Source organism: Bradyrhizobium sp. HKCCYLRH1034, from assembly GCF_051168375.1.
In the GTDB taxonomy this organism is placed as follows: Bacteria; Pseudomonadota; Alphaproteobacteria; order Rhizobiales; family Xanthobacteraceae; genus Bradyrhizobium.
The window spans coordinates 17045-39541 of the sequence record NZ_JBNPUW010000018.1 but is presented as its reverse complement, the minus strand read 5'-3'; the positions used below and the strand labels follow the sequence as shown (position 1 = coordinate 39541).

The window sequence follows — 22497 nt, the reverse complement described above, 5'->3', positions numbered from 1 at the left end:
GTCGGACGTCACCACTTGCGGGCGGGAGCGGGGCCATCGCATATGTCTCCGCCCGCTCGTATCTTACTCAACTCGCTTCTCCACTCCACATCAGGACACCCCCATGAGCATTCGCGTCGGCATTGTCGGGATCAGCGGTTTTGGCGGCGGCGAGGCGATGCGCCTGGTCGCGGGGCATCCGGCGTTCGAGCTGGTCTACGCCGCGGGCGAGGGCAGCGCAGGCCAGCGGCTGGCGGAGCGCTTCCCCGGCGTGCCGGCCAGGCTCGCCGATCTCGTGATCGAGAAGTGGGACCCCGCGCGCCTGCCGCAGCTCGACGTGCTGTTCGCCTCGCTGCCCACCGGCGCCTCGCGGGAGGCGCTGGCGCGCGTGCCAAGCAGCGTGAAGATCGTCGACATCGGCGGCGACCACCGCTACGCCGACGGCTGGACCTACGGCCTCGCCGACGTCTGGCCCAGGGAGATCGCGGGCAAGACCCGCATCGCCAATCCCGGTTGCTTCCCCGCGGCAGCGCTGACTCCGCTGGCGCCGCTGCTCGCCGACAAACTGATCTCGCCCGACAACATCGTGATCGACGCCAAGACCGGCATCTCCGGCGCCGGCCGCGGCGGCGGCACAGGCTTCGGCTACGCCGAGAGCAACGAGAACCTGATCCCCTACGGCCTGCTCAAACACGTCCACATGCCCGAGATCATCAGCACGATCGCGCGGATCGGCGGCGGCAGCGCCGCCGGCCTCGTGTTCACGCCGCATCTGGTGCCGATGACCCGCGGCATTCTCGCCACCATTTACGCCCGCGGCCGCGCCACCACCGCGCAGTGCCTCGACGCCGCCCGCCGCTTCTACGCCGACAGCGCCTTCGTCCGCGTCACCGACAAGCCGCCGCAGACCAAATGGGCCACCGGCTCCAACCTCGCCTTCGTCAGCTACGCCGCCGACCCCGAGCGCAACCTGGTGATCGCGCTCGGCGTCGTCGACAATCTCGGCAAGGGCGCAGCCGGGCAGGCAGTGCAGAATGCGAACCTGATGTGCGGGCTGCCGGAGACCGCGGGGCTGGAGGGGGCGCCGGTCTGGCCGTGAGGTCGGCCGCGATTGTCACAGCAGCGGGAGACGGCACGGGTGATCAAACGGCGTCTCTCCTCAGCGTTTGATCCGGTGCACCGTCACCGTGGCCCCCACTCAGAAGCCCGTCGAGAGCGCGACCTCGCGCCATCGGGCGATGATGGCGGCGTCGGAGGCGTGCTTCGCCTCGATCGCCGCGACGGTGTCGGCCCCCAGTGGTAACCGCACCGGCGGGTCGGGCTCGCCGGCGAAGTCGACGAGCACCCGCGCGAGCTTGTCGGGATCGCCGGGCTGGGCGCCGTTGACGGTGCCGGCGTTCGCGCGGACCCGACCTGCCGTCGCGCTGTAATCGGGGATCACGATGCGGCTGACCTTCAACGACGAGGCGTCCATGAAGTCGGTCCGGAAGTAGCCCGGCTCGATCGCCGTCACATGGATGCCGAGCGGCCTGAGCTCGGCGCGCATCGCCTCCGACAACGCCTCGACGGCGAACTTGGTCGCGCCATAGACGCCGAAGCCGGCCGAGCCGCGATAGCCGCCGATCGACGAGATGTTGAGGATGCGGCCGGACCGTGCCTTGCGCATGTGGGGCAGAATGGCGCGGGTGACGGCCAGGAGTCCGAACACGTTGGTGCGGAAGACGGCCTCGATCTCCTCTTGGCTGGTTTCCTCGACCGCGCCCATCAGGCCGAAGCCGGCGTTGTTGAGGAGCACGTCGATCCTGCCGAAGCGGTCGATCGCCGCCTGCGCCGCCGCGACCGCCTCGCTCTCCCTGGTCACGTCGAGCGCGAGGGCCAGGAGGTCGGGATGCGCCCCGATGCGATCGACGATCGCCTTCGGATTGCGGGCGGTCGCCACGACGGCGTCGCCTCTGTCCAGCGCCTGCTGCGCGACCAGCGCGCCGAAGCCGCGCGAGGCCCCTGTGATGAACCAGACTCTCATCGGACTATTCCTCGATATTGCCGTTGCGTGTGAGGCTCGTGGGTCGCGCCGGCTCATGCCGTCGCGATGTCGATGGCGATCTTGCCGGTGCCGCCCGTCTTGAGCGCGTCATAGGCCGCACCGACGTCCTCGAGGGCGAACCGGCGCGAGTCGAGCAGCGGCGTGAGCTTGCCGGATTCCACCAGCTGTGCGGCCTGGGCGAGGATCTCGCCGTGATGCCGCCGTCCCTTGCCTTCGAGCAGCGGCAGCAGCGTGAAGACGCCGGAATAGGTGCCGCCCTTGAACGACAGCGGCGCCAGCGGATGGGTGCCCCAGCCCAGCGACGAGGTGACATGGCCGAACCGCGCGACCGCGGCGAAGGCTGTGTCGAGCGCGCCGACCGTGTCGTAGACGATGTCGAAGCCGCGGCCCGCCGTGATGCGCTCGACGGCGTCGGCGATCGGTTCGTTGCGGTCGATGAAAACAGCGCCCAGGCGCTCGATCACCGGCCGGCTCTCTGGACTTCCCGTTGCGAAAACCGTTGCGCCGAAGGCGAGGCCGAGCTGGACGACGATGTGACCGACACCGCCGGCGCCGCCCAGGACGAGCAGCGTCTGTCCCGGCCGGATGCCGACGCGATCGACCAGACCTTCCCAGGCCGTGATCGTCACCAGCGGCAGGATGGCCGCCTCGCGCATGCTGAGGTTCGCCGGCTTGGCCGCGAGCAGATCCGCGTCGGCGCTGACATATTCGGCCAGCGTTCCCGGGTGGCCGCCGACCCCGCCGACCATGCCGTAGACCTCGTCGCCCGGACGAAACCGGGTGACGCCTTCGCCCGTGGCCTCGACCGTGCCGGCCATGTCCAGGCCGAGGATGGCGGGAGCCGGTTGCCTGGCATGCGCGGCCTGGCCGGCATGGATCTTGGTATCGAGCGGGTTGGTGCCGGCCGCGGCGATGCGGACGAGGACCTCGCCGCGTCCCGGCGCGGGGCGGCTGATCGCGGTGACGCGGAGCGGCGCGCCGGTTTCGTGGAGAATGGCAGCCTTCATCGAGATGGTCATGGCGACCTCCTGTTGTGATGGCGGCATCATCGGCGTTCGTATCGTGAATGGACATCATCGTATCAGCATGCAATTCATTCAGTTCTGAATGGATGCCTCGTGTCCGTCGCCCCCGTCGTCGAAAGGCCTCGCATGGAGTGGAGCGACCTGCGGATCTTCCTCGCCATCGCGCGCGAGGGCACGCTCGGCGCGGCCGCGCGCCGGCTCGGCCTGTCTCAGCCGACCATGGGACGCCGCCTGGCGGCGCTCGAAGCGGCCGTGAGCCAGACGCTGTTTCAGCGCACGGCCGAAGGCTTCGTGCTGACCCACGAGGGCACGGCGGTGTTGGCCCACGCCGAGCGGATGGAGGAGGAGGCGCTCGCGTTCGAGCGGCGCCTGGCGGGCGCGCAGGCGCAGCTCGACGGTTTTCTCAGGATCTCGTCGTCGGATTGGTTCGGCCGCCTGATGCTGACGCCGGTTCTGGCCGAATTCGGCCGGCTGCACCCGCGCGTCTGTGTCGAGCTCTTGACCGACGCGCGGCTCTACAGTCTTCCCCGCCGCGAGGCCGATCTCGTGTTTCGCATCCGCGCGTTCGACGAGCCGGAGGTGATCTCGCGCCGGCTCCTGCACATCCCCTATGCCGTGTACGGCCCGCTCGACGGCCCGCAGGCCGTGGAGGGCGATGGCCAGGGGATCAGGGTCGTCACCATGGACACGGCCTTCGCCGACATGCCCGATGCGCGCTGGCTGGCGAAGCGACTGCCGAAGGCCGAGGTCGCGATGCGCAGCAACAACCGCGACGTTCAGGCCATGCTATCGGCGCAAGGCGCGGGCCTCGCCGTGCTGCCCCGGCCGCTCGGCGACGCGACGCCGGGCCTGCGGCCCGTCGACATCGGCGAGCAGCCGCCGGGGCGGGACACCTATGTCGGCTATCACCGCGATCTGCGCCGGCTCGCCCGGCTGCGGGCGCTGCTCGACCTCGTCATCTCGCAACTGGCGTCCGCGTGAGATGCGTTTGACACTGCGGCGCTCTCGATCTCGTCGGCGCTCTGGATCTCGTCCCCCGCGTGTCTCGAGTTTTGTGCAGTGTCACCGTAACCCCCGTAACCCCTGCTCCGGCACGTCCACATGCCCGAGATCGAAAGCACCATCGCGCGCCTCAGCGGCGGCAGCGCCGCCGGCCTCGTGTTCACGCCGCATCTGGTGCCGATGACCCGCGGCATCCTCGCCACCATCTACGCCCGCGGCCGCGCCACGACGGCGCAATGCCTCGACGCCGCCCGCCGCTTCTACGCAAACAGCGCCTTCGTCCGCGTCACCGACACGCCGCCGCAGACCAAATGGGCCACCGGCTCCAACCTCGCCTTCGTCAGCTACGCCGCCGACCCCGACCGCAACCTGGTGATCGCGCTTGGCGTGGTCGACAATCTCGGCAAGGGCGCCGCCGGGCAGGCGGTGCAGAATGCGAATTTGATGTGCGGGCTGGAGGGGACGGCGGGTCTGGACGGGGTGCCGGTTTGGCCGTGAGGGCGAGGGTGAGCGTTACCGTCACGGTGCAGGAGTGTGCCGCCGTCGAACGACGCCTCTTCCTATTTTGTGCGCCGCCTTCGGCTAATGGTTTGTGTGTCCCCAGTCCCACCCATTGGGCCGTAGGTTTCGGGCGGTTGGCCTAACCCTAAGGGGCGATGCGGATAAAGCCCAGCGACCACCGTCCAATTCGGAAAGGCAAGCTGCGCATTTGACGGTTGCCATTCCGAAATGCATGATTAAATCTTTGCGTGTGCTTTTCAATATTTTCGACCATTTCGGGTAAGGACTATATTCATGTCGCAGGCGCCAAACTACGCAAAAACCATTTTGTGCCTCGCCAATTCCCGCAGACCAGGTGGGGCGTGTATCGCTGGCAAGGAATTAGATGCCGGCCAAATGGGCGATTGGGTGCGGCCGATCGATGCGAAGCACGGTAACGCTATTTCGGAGAGAGATGCTAAATATAAGGACGGTGTCGCGGCAGACCTGCTCGACATCGTGCGCATACCGATGAGCGCCGCTGCCCCAAGCGATCATCAGACCGAGAACCATCAAATTGACGCTGGCTTCTACTGGACCAACCAGGGACGCGCAACTTGGGCTCAGATTGTTGAGGCGACAGATAACGTCTCGGGACCGCTGTGGTCGGATGGCGATCACAGCTTTCATGGGCTAAACGACAAAGTCGACGAAGCAACGGCGAAGACTCTCGACGGGTCTCTGCTTCTTATCGAGCCCTCTCAACTTGAACTTGTGGTCGGTGAAGAATCGAAGTTCGGCGGCGGCACCGTGCGAAAGGTACGGGCGAAGTTCAAACTGAATGGAACCGATTACAATTTCGTCGTGACCGATCCTTGGATTGAGACAAAATACTTTGCAAAACCAAATGGTTCATACGCTGTGGACGGATCGCGTCTCTGTGTTAGTCTGGCTGAAATCCTGAACGGCTCGGCCACGAAATTGGTAGCAGCCGTCATCACACCCGACCGGATATAGGCTAGGCATGGTCGACGCGGTATATACGATTGGGCACTCAACGCACACGATCGAGAAACTGATCGCTCTGCTGAAGGGGCATGGCATCACGGCGGTCGGCGACGTACGTTCCCGGCCTTACAGCCGCATGAACCCTCAGTTCAACCGCGAGCCGCTCAAGAAGGCCTTGCGGGAAGCGGACATTGCCTATGTCTTTCTCGGTGCCGAGCTAGGGGCGCGCAGCGAGGATAAGAGTTGCTACCGTAATGGTCAGGTCCAGTACGATCTTCTGGCACGAACCGAGCTATTCAAGCGTGGAATCCAAAGAGTAAAGGACGGTGCGCAACGTTACAGATTGGCTCTCATGTGCGCCGAAAAAGAACCGTTAGAGTGCCACCGCACCATTCTTGTCTCGCGGACGTTGTTTGAAGGCGGGACGCCGATCAAGCATATACTTGCGAATGGCAGCGTCGAGGATCACGCGCGTACCATTGATCGGTTGGTCACGATGTTGCGGGTTCCTGGCCGGGATATGTTCCGAACCGATGACACGGTCGTAAGCGAAGCATTTGCACGACAGGGAAGGGAGATTGCATATCGTGAACAGTCACCAGAGTCGTCGATGCCGGCGAGTGTTGATCAAAAATACGCCGGGGGCACCTAATGAAGCTTTTTACAATTGGTTTTACCAAAACATCGGCAGAATCATTCTTCAAGAGGCTTTCGCGCGCGCATGTCAAGAAGCTGATTGATGTCCGCTTAAACAATGTTTCACAGTTGGCGGGATTCGCAAAGAGGGATGATCTTTGTTTCTTTGCCAAGTCAATATCAGGGATTGGCTACGAGCACCTATCCGAATTGGCGCCCACGCAAGAGATGCTGGACCAATACAAAAAGGCCAAGGGATCATGGGCTGCCTATGCAGAAAGATTTCTCGATCTTATGGCTCGACGGAAGATTGAGAACATTGATCGCTCTCGATTGGACGGTGGCTGCTTGTTGTGCAGCGAAGACAAGCCGCACCATTGCCACCGTCGACTCGTGGCTGAATACCTCAAAGAAAAATGGGAGGACGTAGAGATCGAGCATCTTTAGCGGTGCTAATAGCGACGAGGCGCTCTCACCGGAATTCCGCAACGAATGCGTTGACGAGGTTTTGGGAGGAATGCGGAAGAGAGGATCTCCTCCTGTCTCGCCTCTTACCGATAGACGCTTGAAGTCCAGTATGGCGTGACATTTGATCGCTACATTTTGCTGCCCCCCCATCCGTAATGGTCGAAAATGGTCCTGCTAACTCTCAAGGCCAAACATGACCACCTGCAAAAGGTGGCGAGTACCCATGATCACGTGAAGGCGATTTCAGAGTTCGTCTGGAATGCTCTTGACGCCGATGCAAAACGAACCTCCGTCGAATTCGAACGGAACGCTTTGGGCGGCTTAGAGAGCATCATCATTCGTGATAACGGGACGGGTATCAGCCGAGAGAGAGCCGAACATGATTTCGAGAGCCTCGGTGAGTCTTGGAAGCGAGCGAATGCTCGGACGCCCGTCCTTTCGCGCGCGATCCATGGCAAGGAGGGGCAAGGTCGATTACGGTTCTTCTCGTTGGCCCAACGCGCGCATTGGGATTCGACATACGAACAGAACAAGACGCTGTTCAAACTAACGATTGATATCGACGCAGATCGACTAGAAATCAGCAATGTATCCGATCCTATTCCTATAGATGCGACTTCCAGCACGGGAACTATCGTACAACTCGCTCCTCTTAAGGACACTTTCGATTGGCTTACCGGCGATGAGGCACGCGCGGAATTCGACTCAATCTTCGCGCCATATATCCTTCAGTATCCGGACGTTGAGATCATATACGACAGTAAATCAGTTGATCCAAAGCGCGCTATTGAACGGTCTCATGAGTTTCCAAATCAGGCTATCGTCTGCCCGGGCCGTATTGTAAAGGACCTCACTCTGCGCGTGATCGAATGGAAGTCGCACGCCCCAGCGAGAAAAATATATTTTGGCGGAGAGAGCGGAGTTGTTCTCGGCTCGTTGCCCGCGAATGTTACTGCACCGGAGTTCGTGTTTTCGGCCTACGCGTATAACCCGTTCTTCAATGAGATCGCCAACGCCAATCTGCTTGAGTTCGATGGTCTAACGGACCCGGATTTCGCTCGTGTCCTCGACCATATTCGAGACAAGCTGACGGATTATTTCCGATTCAGGCAAGCCGAAAAATCCGGCGAACTAATCAAGGAGCTGATGAGCGCGGGCGTTTATCCATATGAGGGAGAACCAAAGGACGAAGTCGAGCGTCGTGAGCGCCAAGTATTCGATATAACCACCCATGCAGTCGCCTCCTATTCGCGCGAATTTAAGAAGGCTGACAATCCGACACGAAAGATCACTCTAGGGCTTCTGCGGGAGGCGGTAAGGAATAATCCGGAGTCGGTGTCGCGCATCCTGAAAGCCGTATTCAATCTACCAAAAGTGCGGCAAGATGAATTCTCGCAGCTCCTTTAGAGAACGGAGTTGGGCAACATCATTGCGGCGTCCAACCTCGTTGCAAGCCGCATCGTGGCACTCAAGGTGCTTACGGAAATCGTATTTGAACCGAAGCACCGTCGAACCATTAAGGAGCGAGGTGAACTCGACGTGCTCGTGCGAGACAATACCTGGCTGTTCGGCGAGGGATTTCACTTCACGATGCCAGAGGCCGGCCTCACGAAAATTATGCAACGCGTGTCCGAGGAATTGTCTCTCAAGCGCGCCAAAGGAGCAAAAGGAAGAAAGCCCGACGGAAAAATCGGCAGGATAGATTCATTTATGGGACGCCTCGTTCCGCGTGGGGACGAAAATCAACGCGAATTTCTCTTGATCGAGCTAAAGCGCCCATCGCTTACGATAGGTCGCAAGGAGCTCGATCAATTGGAAGACTATGTGAACGCAATCTTAGCGCAGCCGGACTTTATCAACACGTCTATTAGCTGGAATTTTTACTTGGTAACTACTGATTACGATGACGTTGTGAAGGAGCGTATCACCCAGGAGAATAGAGCTGTTGGGCTTTTCATCGATAAGCCAAGCCACAAAGTGTGGGTGAAGTCCTGGGCCGAGCTGCTTCGTGACGCGGAGGGCAGGCTGAAATTTGTTCAAGATCAGCTTCGTATTGAAGTCTCGGCTGAGGAGATTGAGACGCGTATCGCTGAATTGAAGGCGTCCGTGCTCAAGAGCGAGGCGCTTGATCTTGGGGAGAGCATCGGCGAGTCTACTGAAGAACCAAATAAAGGTGGACCTAAGCGATCAGACAAGTCGGGTAATGCGCCGCCGCCGCCGTGATTCTGCCGCGCGCGTTGGTCCTGGATGCTGTTTTCTGAAGGTGCCAGCTACATGCCCGCGCCGATCATGCCGATGAAGCCCAGAGTGATTTGAGGAATCGTGCCACGCAGAAAATATGACATACTTTCTTCTTGCGCTTTATCCGAAATCATGATCTACTCCCGACATCCCGTCCCGCTGAGGGGGCGCTTCGCGATCGTCACGGACGTCGGGTGCGGGATGCGGTGGGCGCATGGGGACGCAGCGTGGGCTTGCTCGCGCGGACGAACGATCCCGGTGCGACGAGGAAGTCGCGTGGTTCTGGCATCCCGGTGCTGATGCCAAGTGGGCGATGACGTGTCGTCCGCGACGGGGCCAACAAGCCGGTCCCCGGGAAGAGCGCGTATAAGTCGTAACACCATCGCGCAGGGAAGGCCGGGTGATCTCGGCTGAGCCTGTGGTTCTGCCGCGTGCTTTTTGTTGCACGCGGACCATGGGCGCCGGCCGGCGCCCGGTCTTCCCTGCGCCCTCTGTTCGAGGAGGGTGAGATGGCGGGCATCACTCGGGCGCGGATCGCGTCGCGGGAGCGATGAGTCTTGGCTTGCTTTCTCTGCGCGTTGCTTGGGAGTTTGGGTCGCGATCTCGCCCCTTGCGTCATTGCGAGCGGAGCGACGTGTCCGCCGAAGCCCATCGGGCGAAGGCGGAAGCAATCCAGAGTCCCGCCCACCACCCTGGATTGCTTCGCGTCGCTCGCAATGACGGAGATTGGGGTGGGCGGCGTGCGTTGGGCCGCGCTGTCGTTGGGGAGGACGCAGGTGTTGGCAGCGGGGTGGCCCGTAACTCCCCGGGAACCCGGCCGGTCACACTCCCGTGTGAACCGCGGCTGGCGGCGGGAAAGCCCGCGCAGAGCGGGTGCCTCACGGCTGCCTTTGTGCTAGGGTGAACATCCGGGCAACCTGGAGAGATTGTTGAGCGGCATCACCCCCGAGCCGGCCGGTCCGGCAAGCAGCACGCCCGATGGCCCTGCGCATGATGGCCTGGCGCGGCTCAAGCTGGCGCAGGCGCTGAAGCGGGCGCGTCTCGCCATCGCCTGGGAGCGCGGCTGGCCGCATCTCGCCCGGCTGCTCACGGTGGTCGGTCTTTTCCTGATCGTCTCGTGGGCCGGCCTCTGGCTCGGGCTGCCGTTCGCGGTCCGCATGATCGGCGTCGGGCTGTTTCTGCTGCTCCTGCTCGGCGCCGCCGTGCCGATGCTTAGATATCGCTGGCCGACCCGCGACGAGGGCCTGGCGCGGCTCGATCGCGGCTCGGGCATCGCCCATCGCCCCGCCACCGCGCTCACCGACACGCTCTCCACCAAGGATCCGATCGCGCACGCGCTGTGGCAGGCGCAGCGCGAGCGCACCTTGGCCTCGATCAAGCGCATCCGCGCCGGCACGCCGCGGCCGCGGCTGTCGCTGCACGACCCCTGGGCGGTGCGCGCGCTGGTGATCGTGCTCTTGGTCGCGACCTCTATCGCGGCCGGCGACGAGCGGGCACTGCGCGTGGCCTCGGCGTTCGACTGGAACGGCGTGCTGACGCCGGTCACGGTCCGGGTCGATGCCTGGGTCAAGCCGCCGCTCTACACCGCGAAGCCGCCGATCATCCTGTCCGCCGCCAACAAGGAAGGCGCGGTGCCGTCGAGCGGCCCGATCGTGGTGCCCCAGGGCTCGACGCTGATCGTGCGTTCCAGCGGCGGCAATCTCGACATCATCACGTCAGGCGGCGTCGCCGAGGCGGCGCCCGGCGAGGTCGCGGCCGGCGAGGCGGCGCCGAAGGGCACCACCGAGAAGCACTACACGATCAAGACCGACGGCACCGTCCACGTCCGCGCGCCCGCTGGGCAGCCGCAATGGGTGTTCGCCGCGACGCCGGACAAGCCGCCGGTCATCAGCATGGCCAAGGACCCCGAGCGGCAGGCGCGCGGCTCGCTGAAGCTGTCCTACAAGCTCGAGGATGATTACGGCGTCACCGAAGCCCGCGCCAAGGTCGCTGCGCGGCCTGTCGAAAGCAAGGCTGCCGAGAGCAACGAAAGCAAGACGGCCGACGCGCCCGCCGCACGCCCGCTGTTCCAGCCGCCGGAGTTTCCGCTGGTGCTGCCGAACGCGCGCACCCGCAACGGCGTCGGCCAGACCGTCAAGGATCTCAGCGAGGACCCCTACGCCGGCGCCGACGTCACGCTCACGCTGACGGCCAAGGACGAGGCCGGCAACGAGGGCACCAGCGAGCCGTTCGAGACCAGGCTGCCGGAGCGGCTGTTCACCAAGCCACTGGCGCGGGCGCTGATCGAGCAGCGGCGCCTGCTGGCGCTCGACGGCAACCGCAACGCCGACGTGTTCACCGCGCTCGACGCGCTGGCGATCGCGCCGGAGCTGTTCACGCCCGAACTCGGCCAGTATCTCGGCCTGCGCTCGGTGACCCGCCAGCTCGAGGCCGCGCGCACCGACGATGCGCTGCGCGAGGTGGTGGCGAGCCTGTGGGCGCTCGCGGTCACCATCGAGGACGGCAACATCTCCGATGTCGACAAGGCGCTGCGCGCGGCCCAGGACGCGCTGAAGCAGGCGCTGGAGCGCGGCGCCAGCGACGAGGAGATCAAGAAGCTCGCCGAGGATCTGCGCAAGGCGATGGACAACTACATGCGCCAGCTCGCCGAGCAATTGCGCAACAACCCGCAGATGGCGCAGCGGCCGCTCGATCAGAACACCAAGATCCTGCGCCAGCAGGACCTGCAGAACATGATCGACCGCATGGAGCGGCTGTCGCGGCAGGGCGACAAGGAGGGCGCGCGCGAGCTGCTCGAGCAGTTGCAGCAGATGCTGGAGAACCTGCAGATGGCGCAGCCCAACCAGGGCGGCGACAACGACATGGAGCAGGCCCTCAACGAGCTCGGCGACATGATCCGCAAGCAGCAGCAGCTCCGCGACAAGACCTTCAAGCAGGGCCAGGACTCGCGCCGCAACCGCAACAAGCAGCAGGGCGACCAGGACCAGGGCATGGGCGACCTGCAGCAGGACCAGCAGGCGCTGCGCGACCGCCTGAAGCAGTTGCAGGACCAGCTCGCCAAGCGTGGCATGGGCCAGCAGGGCGAAAAGGGACAGAAGGGTCAGAAAGGCCAGAAGGGGCAGCCCGGCCAGCAAGGCGAGCAGGGGGATCAAGGCGACCAGGGCGATTCCGGCGACGGGCTCGACGATGCCGACAGCGCGATGGGCGATGCCGGCAGCCAGCTCGGCGACAACAATGCCGACGGCGCCGTGGAATCGCAGGGCAAGGCGCTGGACGCGCTGCGCAAGGGCGCACAGAGCCTCGCCGAGGCGATGCAGCAGGGCGACGGCGACCAGCCCGGCGACGGCCCCGGCCAGCGCGCCGGCCGCCAGCAGGGCGCGCAGCAGACCGATCCGCTCGGACGTCCGATGCATCCGGGGCGCGACATCGACGATTTCTCGCAGAAGATTCCCGGCGAGATCGACGTGCAGCGCGTCCGCCGCATCCTCGAGGAGCTGCGCCGCCGGCTCGGCGATCAGTCGCGGCCGCAGCTCGAGCTCGACTACATCGAGCGGCTGCTGAAGGACTATTGAGGATGGATCGGCCACGGGAGACCATCCCCGTGGCTCACCGTTTTGACCGGAGGCCGCGCAGTTCAGTAGCGCTTCTCGGACAGGATGCGCGCCGCGTGCTGCAGCCGGTCGACCGAGCGCTCGGTGTCGGTCAGCGCGCAGCAGCTGACCAGCGTGTCGATGATCGCGAGCTGTGCGACACGGCTGCTCATCGCCTCCGGCCGGTAGCGCGTCTCGTTGGCGACGGTGTAGAGCAGCACCTCGCAATGCGCCGCCAGCGGCGACTTGCCGAGCCGGGTGATGCCGATGGTCCGCGCACCCGCCGCCTGCGCCAGCCGCGTCGCCAGCACCGTCTCGACCGTGCTGCCCGAATGCGACACGGTGACGGTCGCGACATCGGGCCCGGTCATCCCGGCGCTGACCGCCTGGACATGCGAATCGACGATCGCATTGGCCGCCAGCCCGAGCTGCAGCAACCGGTACGACAGGTCCTGCGCAATCGGCGCCGAGCTCCCGATGCCGTAGATCTCGACGCGCCGCGCCTCGCGCAGCAGCTTCGCCGCCTGCGCCAGCGCGTCCATCGACAGCAGCCGCCGCGTCTCCTGCAGCGAGGCGGCATGCGCCGCGAAGATGTGGTCCGTCACCGTCGCCGGATCATCGCCGCGATGCAGGTCCTCCTGGATCAGCCGGACCGGCTCGATCAGGTCGCGCGCCAGCATGATCTTGAGCTCCTGGAACCCGCGCACCCCGACCCGCCGGCAGAACGACACGATCGTCCCCTCGCTCACGCCGCAGGCTTCCGCGACCTCGGTGATCGACATGTGGATGAACGGCTCCGGCCGGGCGATGACCAGCTCCGCGATCTGCCGCGCTTTCGGCGGCAGCTCGTTCTGCAGCTCCCGAATACGAAACAAGATGCCGTTCACGCCCGGCCCAGAACGAAAGGTCGATCCCGTCACGCTGTGCCCCGATACTGAGGAAATCTCATTCAGTTTCATTTCGTAAATAAAAATTTCACAGCGCTGTCAAGTCGCGCTGATACGCCAGGGACGTTCGCAGGAGCAGGTCGGGATCGCCCCGCCAACCCTGAATACGTTCTTCAAGATTTCAAAAGGTCGTATCAGCATGACAACACGTCGCGATTTCTTGGCAGGCGCCACGGCGGCGGCTGCCTTCGCCAGCATCCGCCAGGCGCTGGCCATTCCGGCACGGCGCCGGACCGGCACCATTCAGGACGTCAAGCACATCGTCATCCTGATGCAGGAGAACCGCTCCTTCGACCACTACTTCGGCACGCTGCGCGGCGTGCGCGGCTTCGGCGATCGCTTCCCGATCCCGCTGGAGAGCGGCAAGCCGGTCTGGTTCCAGTCCGACGGCAGCCGCGAGATTCCGCCCTATCACCGCGACTCCACGACCTCCAACGCGCTGGTCGGCTACGGCACGCCGCACTCCTTCGGCGACAGCCAGGCGGCGTGGAATCAGGGCAAGATGGGCTATTGGGCGAAGTACAAGACGCCCTATGCGATGGGCTATTTCGGCCGCGACGACATTCCGTTCCAGTTCGCGCTCGCCGAGGCGTTCACGATCTGCGACGCCTACCACGCCTCGATCACCACCGGCACCGATCCCAACCGCATCGTGTTCTGGTCGGGCTCCAACTTCAATCCGGCGCTGCGCGCTCAGGGCATCAACTCCACCACCAACGATTCCGAGCCCAACAACCTGCGCTGCTGGCCGAACCCGCACAATTGGGTGGCTGGCCAACCGCAACCGCAGGCGACCTACAAATATGTCGGCAGCGACTTCGCCTGGGACACGCTGCCCGATCTGCTGAACAAGGCCGGCGTCAGCTGGCACATCTATCAGGACATGAACGACAACTGGACCGGCGCGATGCACGGCTGCCTGGCGTTCTCCAGCTTCCGTCATGCCCAGCCGAACGATCCGAACTACGTGCACGGCCTGACCGGCGGCCCGGATTATCTCGACCGGCTGAAGGCCGACGTGATGGCCGGCACCTTGCCGCAGGTGTCGTGGATCCTGCCGACGCAGGCCAACTCCGAGCATCCCGGCGGCGGCAGCCCGACCCGCGCCGGCAATTTCACCGACCAGGTGCTGGAAGCCCTGACCGCCAATCCCGAGGTCTGGAGCCAGACCGTCTTCTTCCTGACCTTCGACGAGAATGACGGCTTCTTCGATCATCTGCCGGCGCCCGCAGTGCCGTCCTACGACATCAACGGCAAGCTGATGGGCAAGGCGACCTTGCCGCTCGACGGCGAGTATTTCTCCAATACCGTCGGCAACGTGCTGACTGCGACCGACACCATCAGCGGCAACATCCGTCCCTGGGGCCTCTCCGCGCGGGTGCCGATGTATGTCGTTTCACCTTGGAGCAAGGGCGGCTGGGTCAACTCGCAGGTGTTCGACCACACCTCGATCGGTCGCTTCCTCGAGAAGCGCTTTGCGATCAAGGTCGACGCCATCAGCCCCTGGCACCGCGCCGTCTCCGGCGATCTGACCTCGGCGTTCGATTTCGCCAGCCCGAACGATCCGCGCTTTCCGGAGCTGCCCGACCAGAGCAACTGGCAGGCCTCGGACGCGCACCAGAAGACGTTGCCAGCGCCGGTTGCGCCCGCGACGCCGCAGCCGTTGTTTCAGGAGAGCGGCGCGCGCTATTCGCGCCCGCTGCCCTATATCCTGCACGCCACCGCGAAGGTCGACGCCGCCGCGGGCAAGGTGAAGCTGCTGTTCGCCAACACCGGCTTTGCCGGCGCCGTGTTTCACGTCTACGACAAGCAGCATCTCGATCTCATTCCGCGCCGCTACACCGTCGAGGCCGGCAAGATGATCGACGATGAATGGAGCGTCGGCAGCGATGGCCTGTATGATCTCTGGGTGCTCGGCCCGAACGGCTTCCATCGTCATTTCAAGGGCGACCTCGACAAGGTCAGGCCGTCGAATGCCGCCAACCCGGAGATCTTCGTCGGCTACAACGTCTTCGAGGGCGGCCTGCACATGCAGCTGCGCCACGACGGCCATGCCCGCGTGAGCTTCACGGTGAAGTCCAACGAGATCTATGGCCCGTTGCAGGCCGTCACCGCCTCGGTCTCGGCCGCGCTGGAGCCGCAATGTCCCGGCTTCGGTCCGCGCCCGGGCTTCCATCCGGTGGGTTTTGGCGTGGTGCCGGGCTTCCGGTCGGCGCCCGACTTCGATGCTCCCGGCTTCGGCTTTGGCGCACCGACCTTCTTCCCCGGACCGAGCCATGGCGGCCCATCGACGTCGTGGACCGTCAAGGTGTCTGCGCCCGGCCGCCACAGCGAGCTCTACTGGCATCTGCGCAAGTCCGGCCTGTGGTACGACTTCGTCGTCACCAGCGACACCGACGACAGCTTCTACCGGCGCGTCGCCGGACATGTCGAGACCGGCCGTCCCTCGTTCAGCGATCCCGGCATGGCGCTGGCCGACCGCTTCTGATCGATGCATCCACGAGATTTGCAGAGGGCGCCCATGGGCGCCCTTTCGCTTTGCCTCAGGCGCTGCCGAGATCGTGGATCACCGGCGACAGGGTCCCTGAGGAGATGTCGAGCGTCGCCAGCGTGATCGGTAGCTTGAAACGCCGTGGCCCGGCGCTGCCCGGATTCAGGTAGAGCACGCCGTCGACCGTTTCGACCCGCGCCCGATGCGAGTGGCCCGAGATCACGACGTCGATGCCAGCCTTTGCAGGATCGATTGTCAGGTCGTGGACATCGTGCACGAGGAAGAACGTCCGGCCCTCGAGATGCACGGTGTCGGTCTCGGGATAGGCCTTCGCCCAGTCCGCCGTGTCGATGTTGCCGCGGATCGCGGTGATCGGAGCGATCAAGCGAAGCTGCTCCACGATCTCAGGCCGGCCGATATCGCCGGCGTGAAGGATGTGATCGACGCCGGTCAGAGACCGCACCGCCTCGGGCCTCAGCAGGCCGTGCGTGTCGGAGATGATTCCAAGTCTGAGCATCGTTCCCCGCCGGCGTGCGGCCTCAGGCGATCTTGAGAATCTCCAGCTCCTGGCCGGACGCCTCCACGACGTCGCCGGCCGACTTGCCCAGCAGCAGGCGAGCGACCGGTGAGACGTAGGAGATCATGCCCTGCTTGGGATCGGCCTGGTCCTCGCCGACGATGGTGTAGGTCTGGACGCGGCCGTCGCCGCGCTTGAATGTCACCGTGCTGCCGAACGCGATCTGGTCGGTCGATGCCGGCGCCGGCATCACCTGTGCGGTCCGCACCCGCGTTGCATAGTAGCGCGCGTCGCGCAGCGGCAGCGCCGATTCCCGCCTGCGCTCGTTGACGTCCTCGATGGTCTGCGTCGCTTCATAGGCTGCCTGCGCCTCGTGCAGCAGCTCTTCGAGCGCCTTGAGTCCGGTCGCGGTCACGAGATTCGGATGCGGCGAGACCGGCCGGTCCGGCAGCTGCGTCTCGGCCGCCGTTTCGGCGCTCTCTTCCTTGGTGAATGCGACGCTCACGCGGGACTCCTGCAAAGGGCCGCGAGATGTCGCGGCCCTCAGAGAGAGATCATGCTGGCTGCGCGGATTTCAAGCCGCGGACGCATGGCGCATGAGCGCGCTTGACAGCGGCGACTCGGCGCGTTCTAATATACGAACTATAGTTCGCAATCCGAACCATAGCAAATCAAAATGCCCGCTGTCAACACGGGCGTCAAACAGGAAACGTCGGAGCTCCCTAGTGGACGAGGACAGCAAGGCTGGCAAAAGCGTCGTGCAGTCGCTGGCCAAGGGCTTTCAGGTGCTCAATGCCTTCACCAGCGAGGAGCCCGAGCTGGTGCTCGCCGACGTTGCGCGCCGCGCGGCGCTCGACAAGGGCACCACGTTCCGCCTGCTCAACACGCTCGTGATGCTCGGCTATGTCGAGAAGGTCGGCGACTCCAGGCGCTTCCGCCTGACGCTGAAATGCCTCGATCTGGGCTTCAACGCGATCGCGCGCTCGGAGCTACGCACACAGGCGCGCCCGATCCTGCGCAGCCTGGTCGGCGAGATGAACGAGGCTGCCTCGCTCGCGGTGCTCGACGGCAGCGACATCGTCTATGTCGAGCGCATCCAGGCGGGCCTCGTCCGGCTCGGCGTCGACGTCCGCATCGGCAGCCGCGCGCCGGTCTATTCGACCGCCGTCGGCCAGGCGATCCTGTCATTGCTGCCGGTCGAGACGCAGATCGAGGTGCTCGAGGCGCAGCCGCGCATCAAGCGCACCGAAACCACGATCACCGATCTCGACGCGCTGCTGCAGCGCCTGTGCGAAGTGAAGGCTGCCGGCTACGCGCTGTCAAATCAGGAAAATGCGCCGGGGCTGTGCGTGCTCGCCGCGCCCGTCATCGACCGCGACGGCATTCCGCTCGCGGCGATCAGTATCGCTGCGCCCACCATGCGCATCACCGCGGACGACTTCGAGCGGCTTGGCGTGGCGCCGCTGCTCAGAGCGGCAGCCCAGCTGTCCCGGGCTCTGGAGGCCATGGGCGGGGCGACTGCGACGGTCGCGAAACGATGAACGTCGATGTGACGAAACAGGAGCAAGCATGAGCGTCATGACCAACTTCAAGGGGATCATCCCGGCGATCGCCGTCCCCTTCAACGCCGACCACAGCATCGATGAGGTCGAGCTGTCGCGTTACGCAGCCTGGCTCGGCAAGCGTCGCGGCATCGTCGGCATCATGACCAACGGCCACACCGGCGAGGTGTTCAGCCTCACGGCGAAGGAGCGCGCGGAGGTGACGCGCATCGTCGCCAAGGCGCTCACCGGCATCTGCCCGACCATCTCCTCCGTCGTGTGCGAAGGCATCAAGGACGGCATCGAGCATGCGCTGATGGCGAAGGAAGCGGGCGCGACTGCTCTCGACATCATGCCGCCCCATCACTGGCTGCGCTTCGGCTTCAAGCGCGAGCACTGCCTGGATTATTTCAGCGCCATCGGCGAAGCCACCAGGCTGCCGCTGATCGTGCATGTCTATCCCGCCTGGACCCGCGCCTCGTTCTCCTCGGAGCTGCTCGCCGAGCTCGCCCGCCTCGACCACGTGCAGGCGTTCAAGATCGGCACCCGCGAGATGAACAAATACGCCCGCGACCTCAAGGCGATCCGCGCCGCGGCGCCGCACAAGGCGCTGCTGACCTGTCATGACGAATATCTGCTGGCCTCGATGGTGCAGGGCGTCGATGGTGCGCTGGTCGGCTTCGCCTCGCTGATTCCGGATCTGATCTACGATCTGTTCGCTGCCGTCACCGCTGGCGACCTTAAGCTTGCGATGAAGCTGCAGGCCATGATCGATCCGCTCAAGGACGCGGTGTATGGCGGCGGCGAGCCGACCGGGGAGGCGCATGGCCGCATGAAGGCGGCGATGCAGGTCGCCGGCGTGATCCGCGATGCCACCGTGCGGCCGCCGACGCATGCGCCGAGCGCCGAGGAGATGGCCGCGATCCGCGCCGCGGTGGCCGCGGCCGGGTTGACGGTGAAGGCTGCGGCCTGAGCTTGCGAGAGGCGACGGCCGGTGCCGGCCGTTGCCCCGTGATCACAACAAAAAGACACCGGGTGGACGCTGATGCTGACGATGGATGTCGACGATGCAACCCGGCGCGCTGCGGCTGTGCCCGAGGCTGTGCTCATCGCGATCGATCAACTGTCGAAGACCTACGTCTCGGCCTCCGGCGCGGCGGTCCATGCGCTGAGCCGGATCTCGCTGGATATCAAGCCGGGCGAGTTCGTCTGTGTCGTCGGTCCCTCCGGCTGCGGCAAGAGCACCTTGCTGCGTCTGCTCGCGGGGCTTGATAGTTACAGCGACGGCCGGCTGCTGCTCGATGGCGAGGCCGTCGCCGGTCCCTCGCGCAAGGTCGGCGTCGTGTTCCAGGCGGCCAACCTGCTGCCGTGGATGACGGTGCGCGACAATGTCGGGCTGCCCTTGCGCGTCGGCGGCAAACATGCGCCGGCCGGCGATCGCATCGAGCAGCTGCTCGCCGTTACCGGTCTCGGCGATTTCGGCGACAAATATCCCTATGAGCTGTCCGGCGGCATGCAGCAGCGCGCCGGGATCTGCCGCGCGCTGGCGCGCGATCCCGAGATCCTGCTGATGGACGAGCCGTTCGGCGCGCTCGACGCACTGACGCGCGAGCGGCTGAACCTCGAGCTGCAGCGAATCTGGCAGGAGAACCGCAAGACCGTCCTGCTGATTACGCACTCGATCTCGGAAGCCATCTTCCTGGCCGACCGCGTCATCGTGATGTCGGCGCGTCCCGGCCGCATCCTTGCCGATCTCCACGTGCCGATCCCGCGGCAGCGCAGCTTCGACGACATCGTGCTGCATCCGGACTATGCGCGGCTTGCCAGGGAAGTTCGCGGGCTGCTCAATGCACAGGAGCACGGCCATGACTGATCTCGCCAACGTCGCCGTTTCAGCCCTGTCGCAGAAGCCCGCAAGCCCCCGGCGCCGCGTCAGCCTGGGCTCGCCGATCGCCTGGATCGGCCTCGCGGTGCTGATCCTGAGCTGGATCGCCGCGGTCAACCTGCTGAACATCCCGTCCTACATCCTGCCGAAGCCCGAAGCGGTCGTTCGTGCGTTGTGGTCCGGGCTCGCGGTCAGCCCGGCCAGCCCGCTCGGCTATTACCTGCCGCTGTGGAGCACGCTGAGCAACGCCGCCGCCGGCTGCGCCATCGGCGTCGGGCTCGGCCTCGTCATCGGCTCCTTGATGGCCGAGGTCGAAGCCATCGAGCGCCTGGTGATGCCCTATGCGTTCGCGCTGCAGAGCCTGCCCAAGGTGGCGATCGCGCCGCTGATCGTGATCTGGTTCGGCTTCGGTGACGGCTCGAAGGTCGCGATCTCGGCGCTGCTGTCGTTCTTCCCGGTGCTGATCAACAGCTTCACGGGGCTGCGCGCCGTCGAGCCCGAGCGTATCGACCTGATGCGCTCGCTGTCGGCCTCGCGCTTCGAGACCTACCGCATCGTCAAGCTGCCCAACGCCGCGCCCTTCATTTTCGCGGGCCTCGACATGGCGGTGGTCTATGCACTGCTCGGCGCGATCGTGGCCGAATTCCTCGGCGCCCAGCGTGGCATGGGGGTCGTCATCACGCAGGCGCAGGCGGTGTCGGACGTCGCCGGCGTGTTCGCCGCGCTGATCATTCTCGGCGTGCTCGGCATCGTGCTGCATGGGATCGTGCGCTGGTGCGAGGCCAAGGTCGTGCACTGGGGCGCCAACCGGAAAAAATAGGACCACAGGGAGGAACGAAGGATGGTTTCGCGCAGGTCATTCCTGAAGAGCAGTGCCGGCGCGGCGCTGCTGATGAGCGGCGCGCCGGCCGGCCTGATGGCGGCGGACGCGAAGAAGCTTCGCTTCGGCGTCGGGCTCAAGGCGCTCAACGCCACTATCATCAATTGCGTGATCGGCGAGGCGCTCGGCTACAACGCGCAGGAAGGGTTCTCGCTCGACGTCCAGGCGCTCGGCACCAATGCCAACGTCCAGGTCGCGACTGACCGGGGCTCCGTCTTCGTCGGCGTCGGCGTGCCGTCGACAGCGCTGCCGCTGCTCGCCAAGGGCGAATGGAGTGGCGCGAAACTGTTCTATCAATATACCTATCCGTACAAATGGGACATCGCCGTCCCGCCCGGCTCGGGGCTCAAGAGCTACACGGACCTCAAAGGCAAGAAGATCGGCGTGTCCGACTTCGGTGCCACCGAATATCCCGTCACCAAGAACGTGCTGAAGGCGCTGGGCCTGGATCCCGAGAAGGATGTGAGCTGGGTCGCGGTCGGCAACGGCACGCCGGCGGGCGTCGCCCTGCAGCGCGGCGTGATCGATGCGCTCGCTTATTTCGATACTGGCTTCGGCCAGATCGAGGCGGCCGGCATCGAGCTGGCCTATTTGCCGCGTCCGACCACGATCCCGATGGTCGGCGGCCAGTTCCTGATGGCGATGCCGCAGACGTTCGAGAAGGACAGGGATCTCCTGGTCGGCTTTGGCCGCTCGGTGTGCAAGGCGTCGCAATTCCTGCTCGCCAATCCGACCGCCGGCGCCAGGGCCTTTCTCAAGATGTACCCGGAGACGGCGCCGCGCGGTGCCAGCGAGGACGCGGCGGTCAAGGCCGTGCTGCAGTCGATCAGCCGCCGCATCAAGCTCTACGCGCCGCCCTATGCCGATACGAAGATGGGCGGGATCAACGAGCAAGAGTTCCGCACCGAGGCCGCGATGAACGGGCTGGACATCACGGACTATGCTGCGCTCTACACCAATGAGCTGATCGACAAGATCAACAATTTCGATGCAGTGAAGGTCAGGGCCGAGGCGGCTGCGTACAAGGGATGACGGCACAGGACCACGACAGCAGCTCGGGCCTTCGCCATGCGGTGGTGACCGGAACCAGCTCGGGCATCGGCCGCGCCATCGCCGAGCGTCTGCTGGCGGACGGCTGGCGCGTGACCGGCATCGACCGCGCGGCCTCGGTGCTGTCGCACGAACACTTCGGTGGCTTCGAGGCCGATCTCGCCGAACCGCAGACGCTGATCGCGCGCCTTGCTGACGTCGGCGCCGTGACCGCGCTGGTCCACGCCGCCGGCTACATGCGTGTCGGCCGTCTCGGCGAGTTGCAGGCCGAGAGCAGCGAAGGGATGTGGCGCGTCCATGTCGGCGCCGCGGAGGCGCTGGCCAATGCGCTGGCGCCGCGCCTGCGCGAAGGCGGGCGCATCGTACTGATCGGCAGCCGCACCGCCAATGGCGCGGCCGGCCGCAGCCAATACGCCGCGACCAAGGCGGCACTCACCGGCCTCGCGCGCTCCTGGGCGATCGAGCTGGCGCCGCGACTGATCACCGTCAACGTCGTCGCACCGGCTGCGACCGACACGCCGTTTCTGCGCGATCCCAGCCGCGCCGGCATCGCCCCGGTGCTGCCGCCGATGGGGCGCTACGTCGATCCGGTCGAGGTGGCTGCGCTCACCGCCTTCCTGCTGTTGCCGGAAGCGGGCGCCATCACCGGCCAGACCATCACCATCTGCGCAGGCGCCTCGCTCTGAAACGGCGCGTGCGACCCCGACCAGGAG

20 protein-coding genes and 1 pseudogene are annotated in these 22497 nt (G+C 65.0%); 16 read left to right on the top strand and 5 right to left on the bottom strand.

Going from position 1 to position 22497, the window contains the following annotated elements; all coding sequences use genetic code 11:
- Window positions 1-103: 103 nt before the first annotated feature.
- Window positions 104-1078, top strand: coding sequence for an N-acetyl-gamma-glutamyl-phosphate reductase (gene argC, locus ACQR0W_RS30665; protein ID WP_316171809.1), 975 nt, complete (start codon window positions 104-106; stop codon window positions 1076-1078).
- Between the two features lie 99 nt (window positions 1079-1177).
- Here argC and ACQR0W_RS30660 read toward each other — a convergent pair whose 3' ends face one another.
- Together ACQR0W_RS30660 and ACQR0W_RS30655 are read right to left on the bottom strand one after the other, a co-directional pair.
- A complete protein-coding gene (locus tag ACQR0W_RS30660) occupies window positions 1178-2002 on the bottom strand; it encodes an SDR family NAD(P)-dependent oxidoreductase (RefSeq protein WP_316171808.1) in 825 nt (274 codons plus the stop codon).
- Window positions 2003-2055: 53 nt separating this feature from the next.
- Window positions 2056-3042, bottom strand: a complete 987-nt coding sequence (locus ACQR0W_RS30655; protein WP_316171807.1) for a zinc-dependent alcohol dehydrogenase family protein — start codon at window positions 3040-3042, stop codon at window positions 2056-2058.
- A 132-nt stretch (window positions 3043-3174) separates the two neighbouring features.
- On the opposite strand from ACQR0W_RS30655, the gene ACQR0W_RS30650 reads away from it, so the two are divergent.
- The 8 genes and pseudogenes from ACQR0W_RS30650 (at window position 3175) to ACQR0W_RS30615 (ending at window position 12455) form a co-directional block, all read left to right on the top strand.
- Complete coding sequence (locus ACQR0W_RS30650; RefSeq protein ID WP_041751260.1) at window positions 3175-4029, top strand: LysR family transcriptional regulator; 855 nt, start codon at window positions 3175-3177, stop codon at window positions 4027-4029.
- A 102-nt stretch (window positions 4030-4131) separates the two neighbouring features.
- A pseudogene (locus tag ACQR0W_RS30645) lies at window positions 4132-4548 on the top strand (Asd/ArgC dimerization domain-containing protein); the annotation flags it as partial.
- 297 nt (window positions 4549-4845) lie between these two features.
- Window positions 4846-5547 (top strand): dual OB domain-containing protein, encoded by a 702-nt coding sequence (locus ACQR0W_RS30640; RefSeq protein WP_316171806.1) that lies wholly within the window; start codon window positions 4846-4848, stop codon window positions 5545-5547.
- 7 nt (window positions 5548-5554) lie between these two features.
- Window positions 5555-6190: a DUF488 domain-containing protein gene (locus ACQR0W_RS30635; protein WP_316171804.1), complete on the top strand. Its 636-nt coding sequence runs from the start codon at window positions 5555-5557 to the stop codon at window positions 6188-6190.
- A complete protein-coding gene (locus ACQR0W_RS30630) occupies window positions 6190-6621 on the top strand; it encodes a DUF488 domain-containing protein (protein WP_316171803.1) in 432 nt (143 codons plus the stop codon). Before ACQR0W_RS30635 ends, ACQR0W_RS30630 begins: the two co-directional genes overlap by 1 nt.
- 186 nt (window positions 6622-6807) lie before the next feature.
- Window positions 6808-8049 carry an ATP-binding protein gene (locus ACQR0W_RS30625; protein ID WP_434840881.1) on the top strand — a complete coding sequence of 414 codons (1242 nt, stop codon included), beginning with the start codon at window positions 6808-6810 and terminating at the stop codon, window positions 8047-8049.
- A gap of 9 nt (window positions 8050-8058) precedes the next feature.
- Entirely contained in the window at window positions 8059-8865 is an 807-nt protein-coding gene (locus ACQR0W_RS30620; protein WP_434840880.1) for a hypothetical protein, read from the top strand.
- 947 nt (window positions 8866-9812) lie between these two features.
- The gene (locus ACQR0W_RS30615) at window positions 9813-12455 is read left to right on the top strand and encodes a TIGR02302 family protein (RefSeq protein WP_316171801.1); all 2643 of its coding nucleotides are present in this window, start codon (window positions 9813-9815) and stop codon (window positions 12453-12455) included.
- A 62-nt stretch (window positions 12456-12517) separates the two neighbouring features.
- Here the strand turns inward: ACQR0W_RS30615 and ACQR0W_RS30610 are convergent, their stop codons facing one another.
- Window positions 12518-13348 (bottom strand): MurR/RpiR family transcriptional regulator, encoded by an 831-nt coding sequence (locus ACQR0W_RS30610; RefSeq protein ID WP_316171800.1) that lies wholly within the window; start codon window positions 13346-13348, stop codon window positions 12518-12520.
- 211 nt (window positions 13349-13559) lie between these two features.
- Between ACQR0W_RS30610 and ACQR0W_RS30605 the strand changes: the two genes are divergently transcribed.
- Window positions 13560-15908, top strand: coding sequence for a phosphocholine-specific phospholipase C (locus ACQR0W_RS30605; RefSeq protein ID WP_316171799.1), 2349 nt, complete (start codon window positions 13560-13562; stop codon window positions 15906-15908).
- A gap of 55 nt (window positions 15909-15963) precedes the next feature.
- On the opposite strand, the gene ACQR0W_RS30600 is transcribed toward ACQR0W_RS30605, so the two are convergent.
- Both ACQR0W_RS30600 and greA read right to left on the bottom strand, forming a co-directional pair.
- Window positions 15964-16428, bottom strand: a complete 465-nt coding sequence (locus ACQR0W_RS30600; RefSeq protein ID WP_316171798.1) for a metallophosphoesterase family protein — start codon at window positions 16426-16428, stop codon at window positions 15964-15966.
- A gap of 22 nt (window positions 16429-16450) precedes the next feature.
- Window positions 16451-16933, bottom strand: a complete 483-nt coding sequence (greA, locus tag ACQR0W_RS30595; protein ID WP_316171797.1) for a transcription elongation factor GreA — start codon at window positions 16931-16933, stop codon at window positions 16451-16453.
- A gap of 220 nt (window positions 16934-17153) precedes the next feature.
- On the opposite strand from greA, the gene ACQR0W_RS30590 reads away from it, so the two are divergent.
- The 6 genes from ACQR0W_RS30590 to ACQR0W_RS30565 all read left to right on the top strand — a co-directional run bounded on the left by ACQR0W_RS30590 (window position 17154) and on the right by ACQR0W_RS30565 (window position 22470).
- Complete coding sequence (locus ACQR0W_RS30590; RefSeq protein WP_315753841.1) at window positions 17154-17969, top strand: IclR family transcriptional regulator; 816 nt, start codon at window positions 17154-17156, stop codon at window positions 17967-17969.
- Window positions 17970-17997: 28 nt separating this feature from the next.
- Entirely contained in the window at window positions 17998-18942 is a 945-nt protein-coding gene (locus ACQR0W_RS30585; RefSeq protein ID WP_316171794.1) for a dihydrodipicolinate synthase family protein, read from the top strand.
- Window positions 18943-19014: 72 nt separating this feature from the next.
- Window positions 19015-19842, top strand: a complete 828-nt coding sequence (locus tag ACQR0W_RS30580; protein WP_315718118.1) for an ABC transporter ATP-binding protein — start codon at window positions 19015-19017, stop codon at window positions 19840-19842.
- The gene (locus ACQR0W_RS30575) at window positions 19835-20674 is read left to right on the top strand and encodes an ABC transporter permease (protein WP_315718117.1); all 840 of its coding nucleotides are present in this window, start codon (window positions 19835-19837) and stop codon (window positions 20672-20674) included. The genes ACQR0W_RS30580 and ACQR0W_RS30575 overlap by 8 nt, the downstream gene beginning before the upstream one ends.
- Window positions 20675-20695: 21 nt before the next feature.
- Window positions 20696-21766, top strand: coding sequence for an ABC transporter substrate-binding protein (locus ACQR0W_RS30570; protein ID WP_315718116.1), 1071 nt, complete (start codon window positions 20696-20698; stop codon window positions 21764-21766).
- Window positions 21763-22470: an SDR family NAD(P)-dependent oxidoreductase gene (locus ACQR0W_RS30565; protein ID WP_315718115.1), complete on the top strand. Its 708-nt coding sequence runs from the start codon at window positions 21763-21765 to the stop codon at window positions 22468-22470. Before ACQR0W_RS30570 ends, ACQR0W_RS30565 begins: the two co-directional genes overlap by 4 nt.
- Window positions 22471-22497 lie beyond the last annotated feature (27 nt).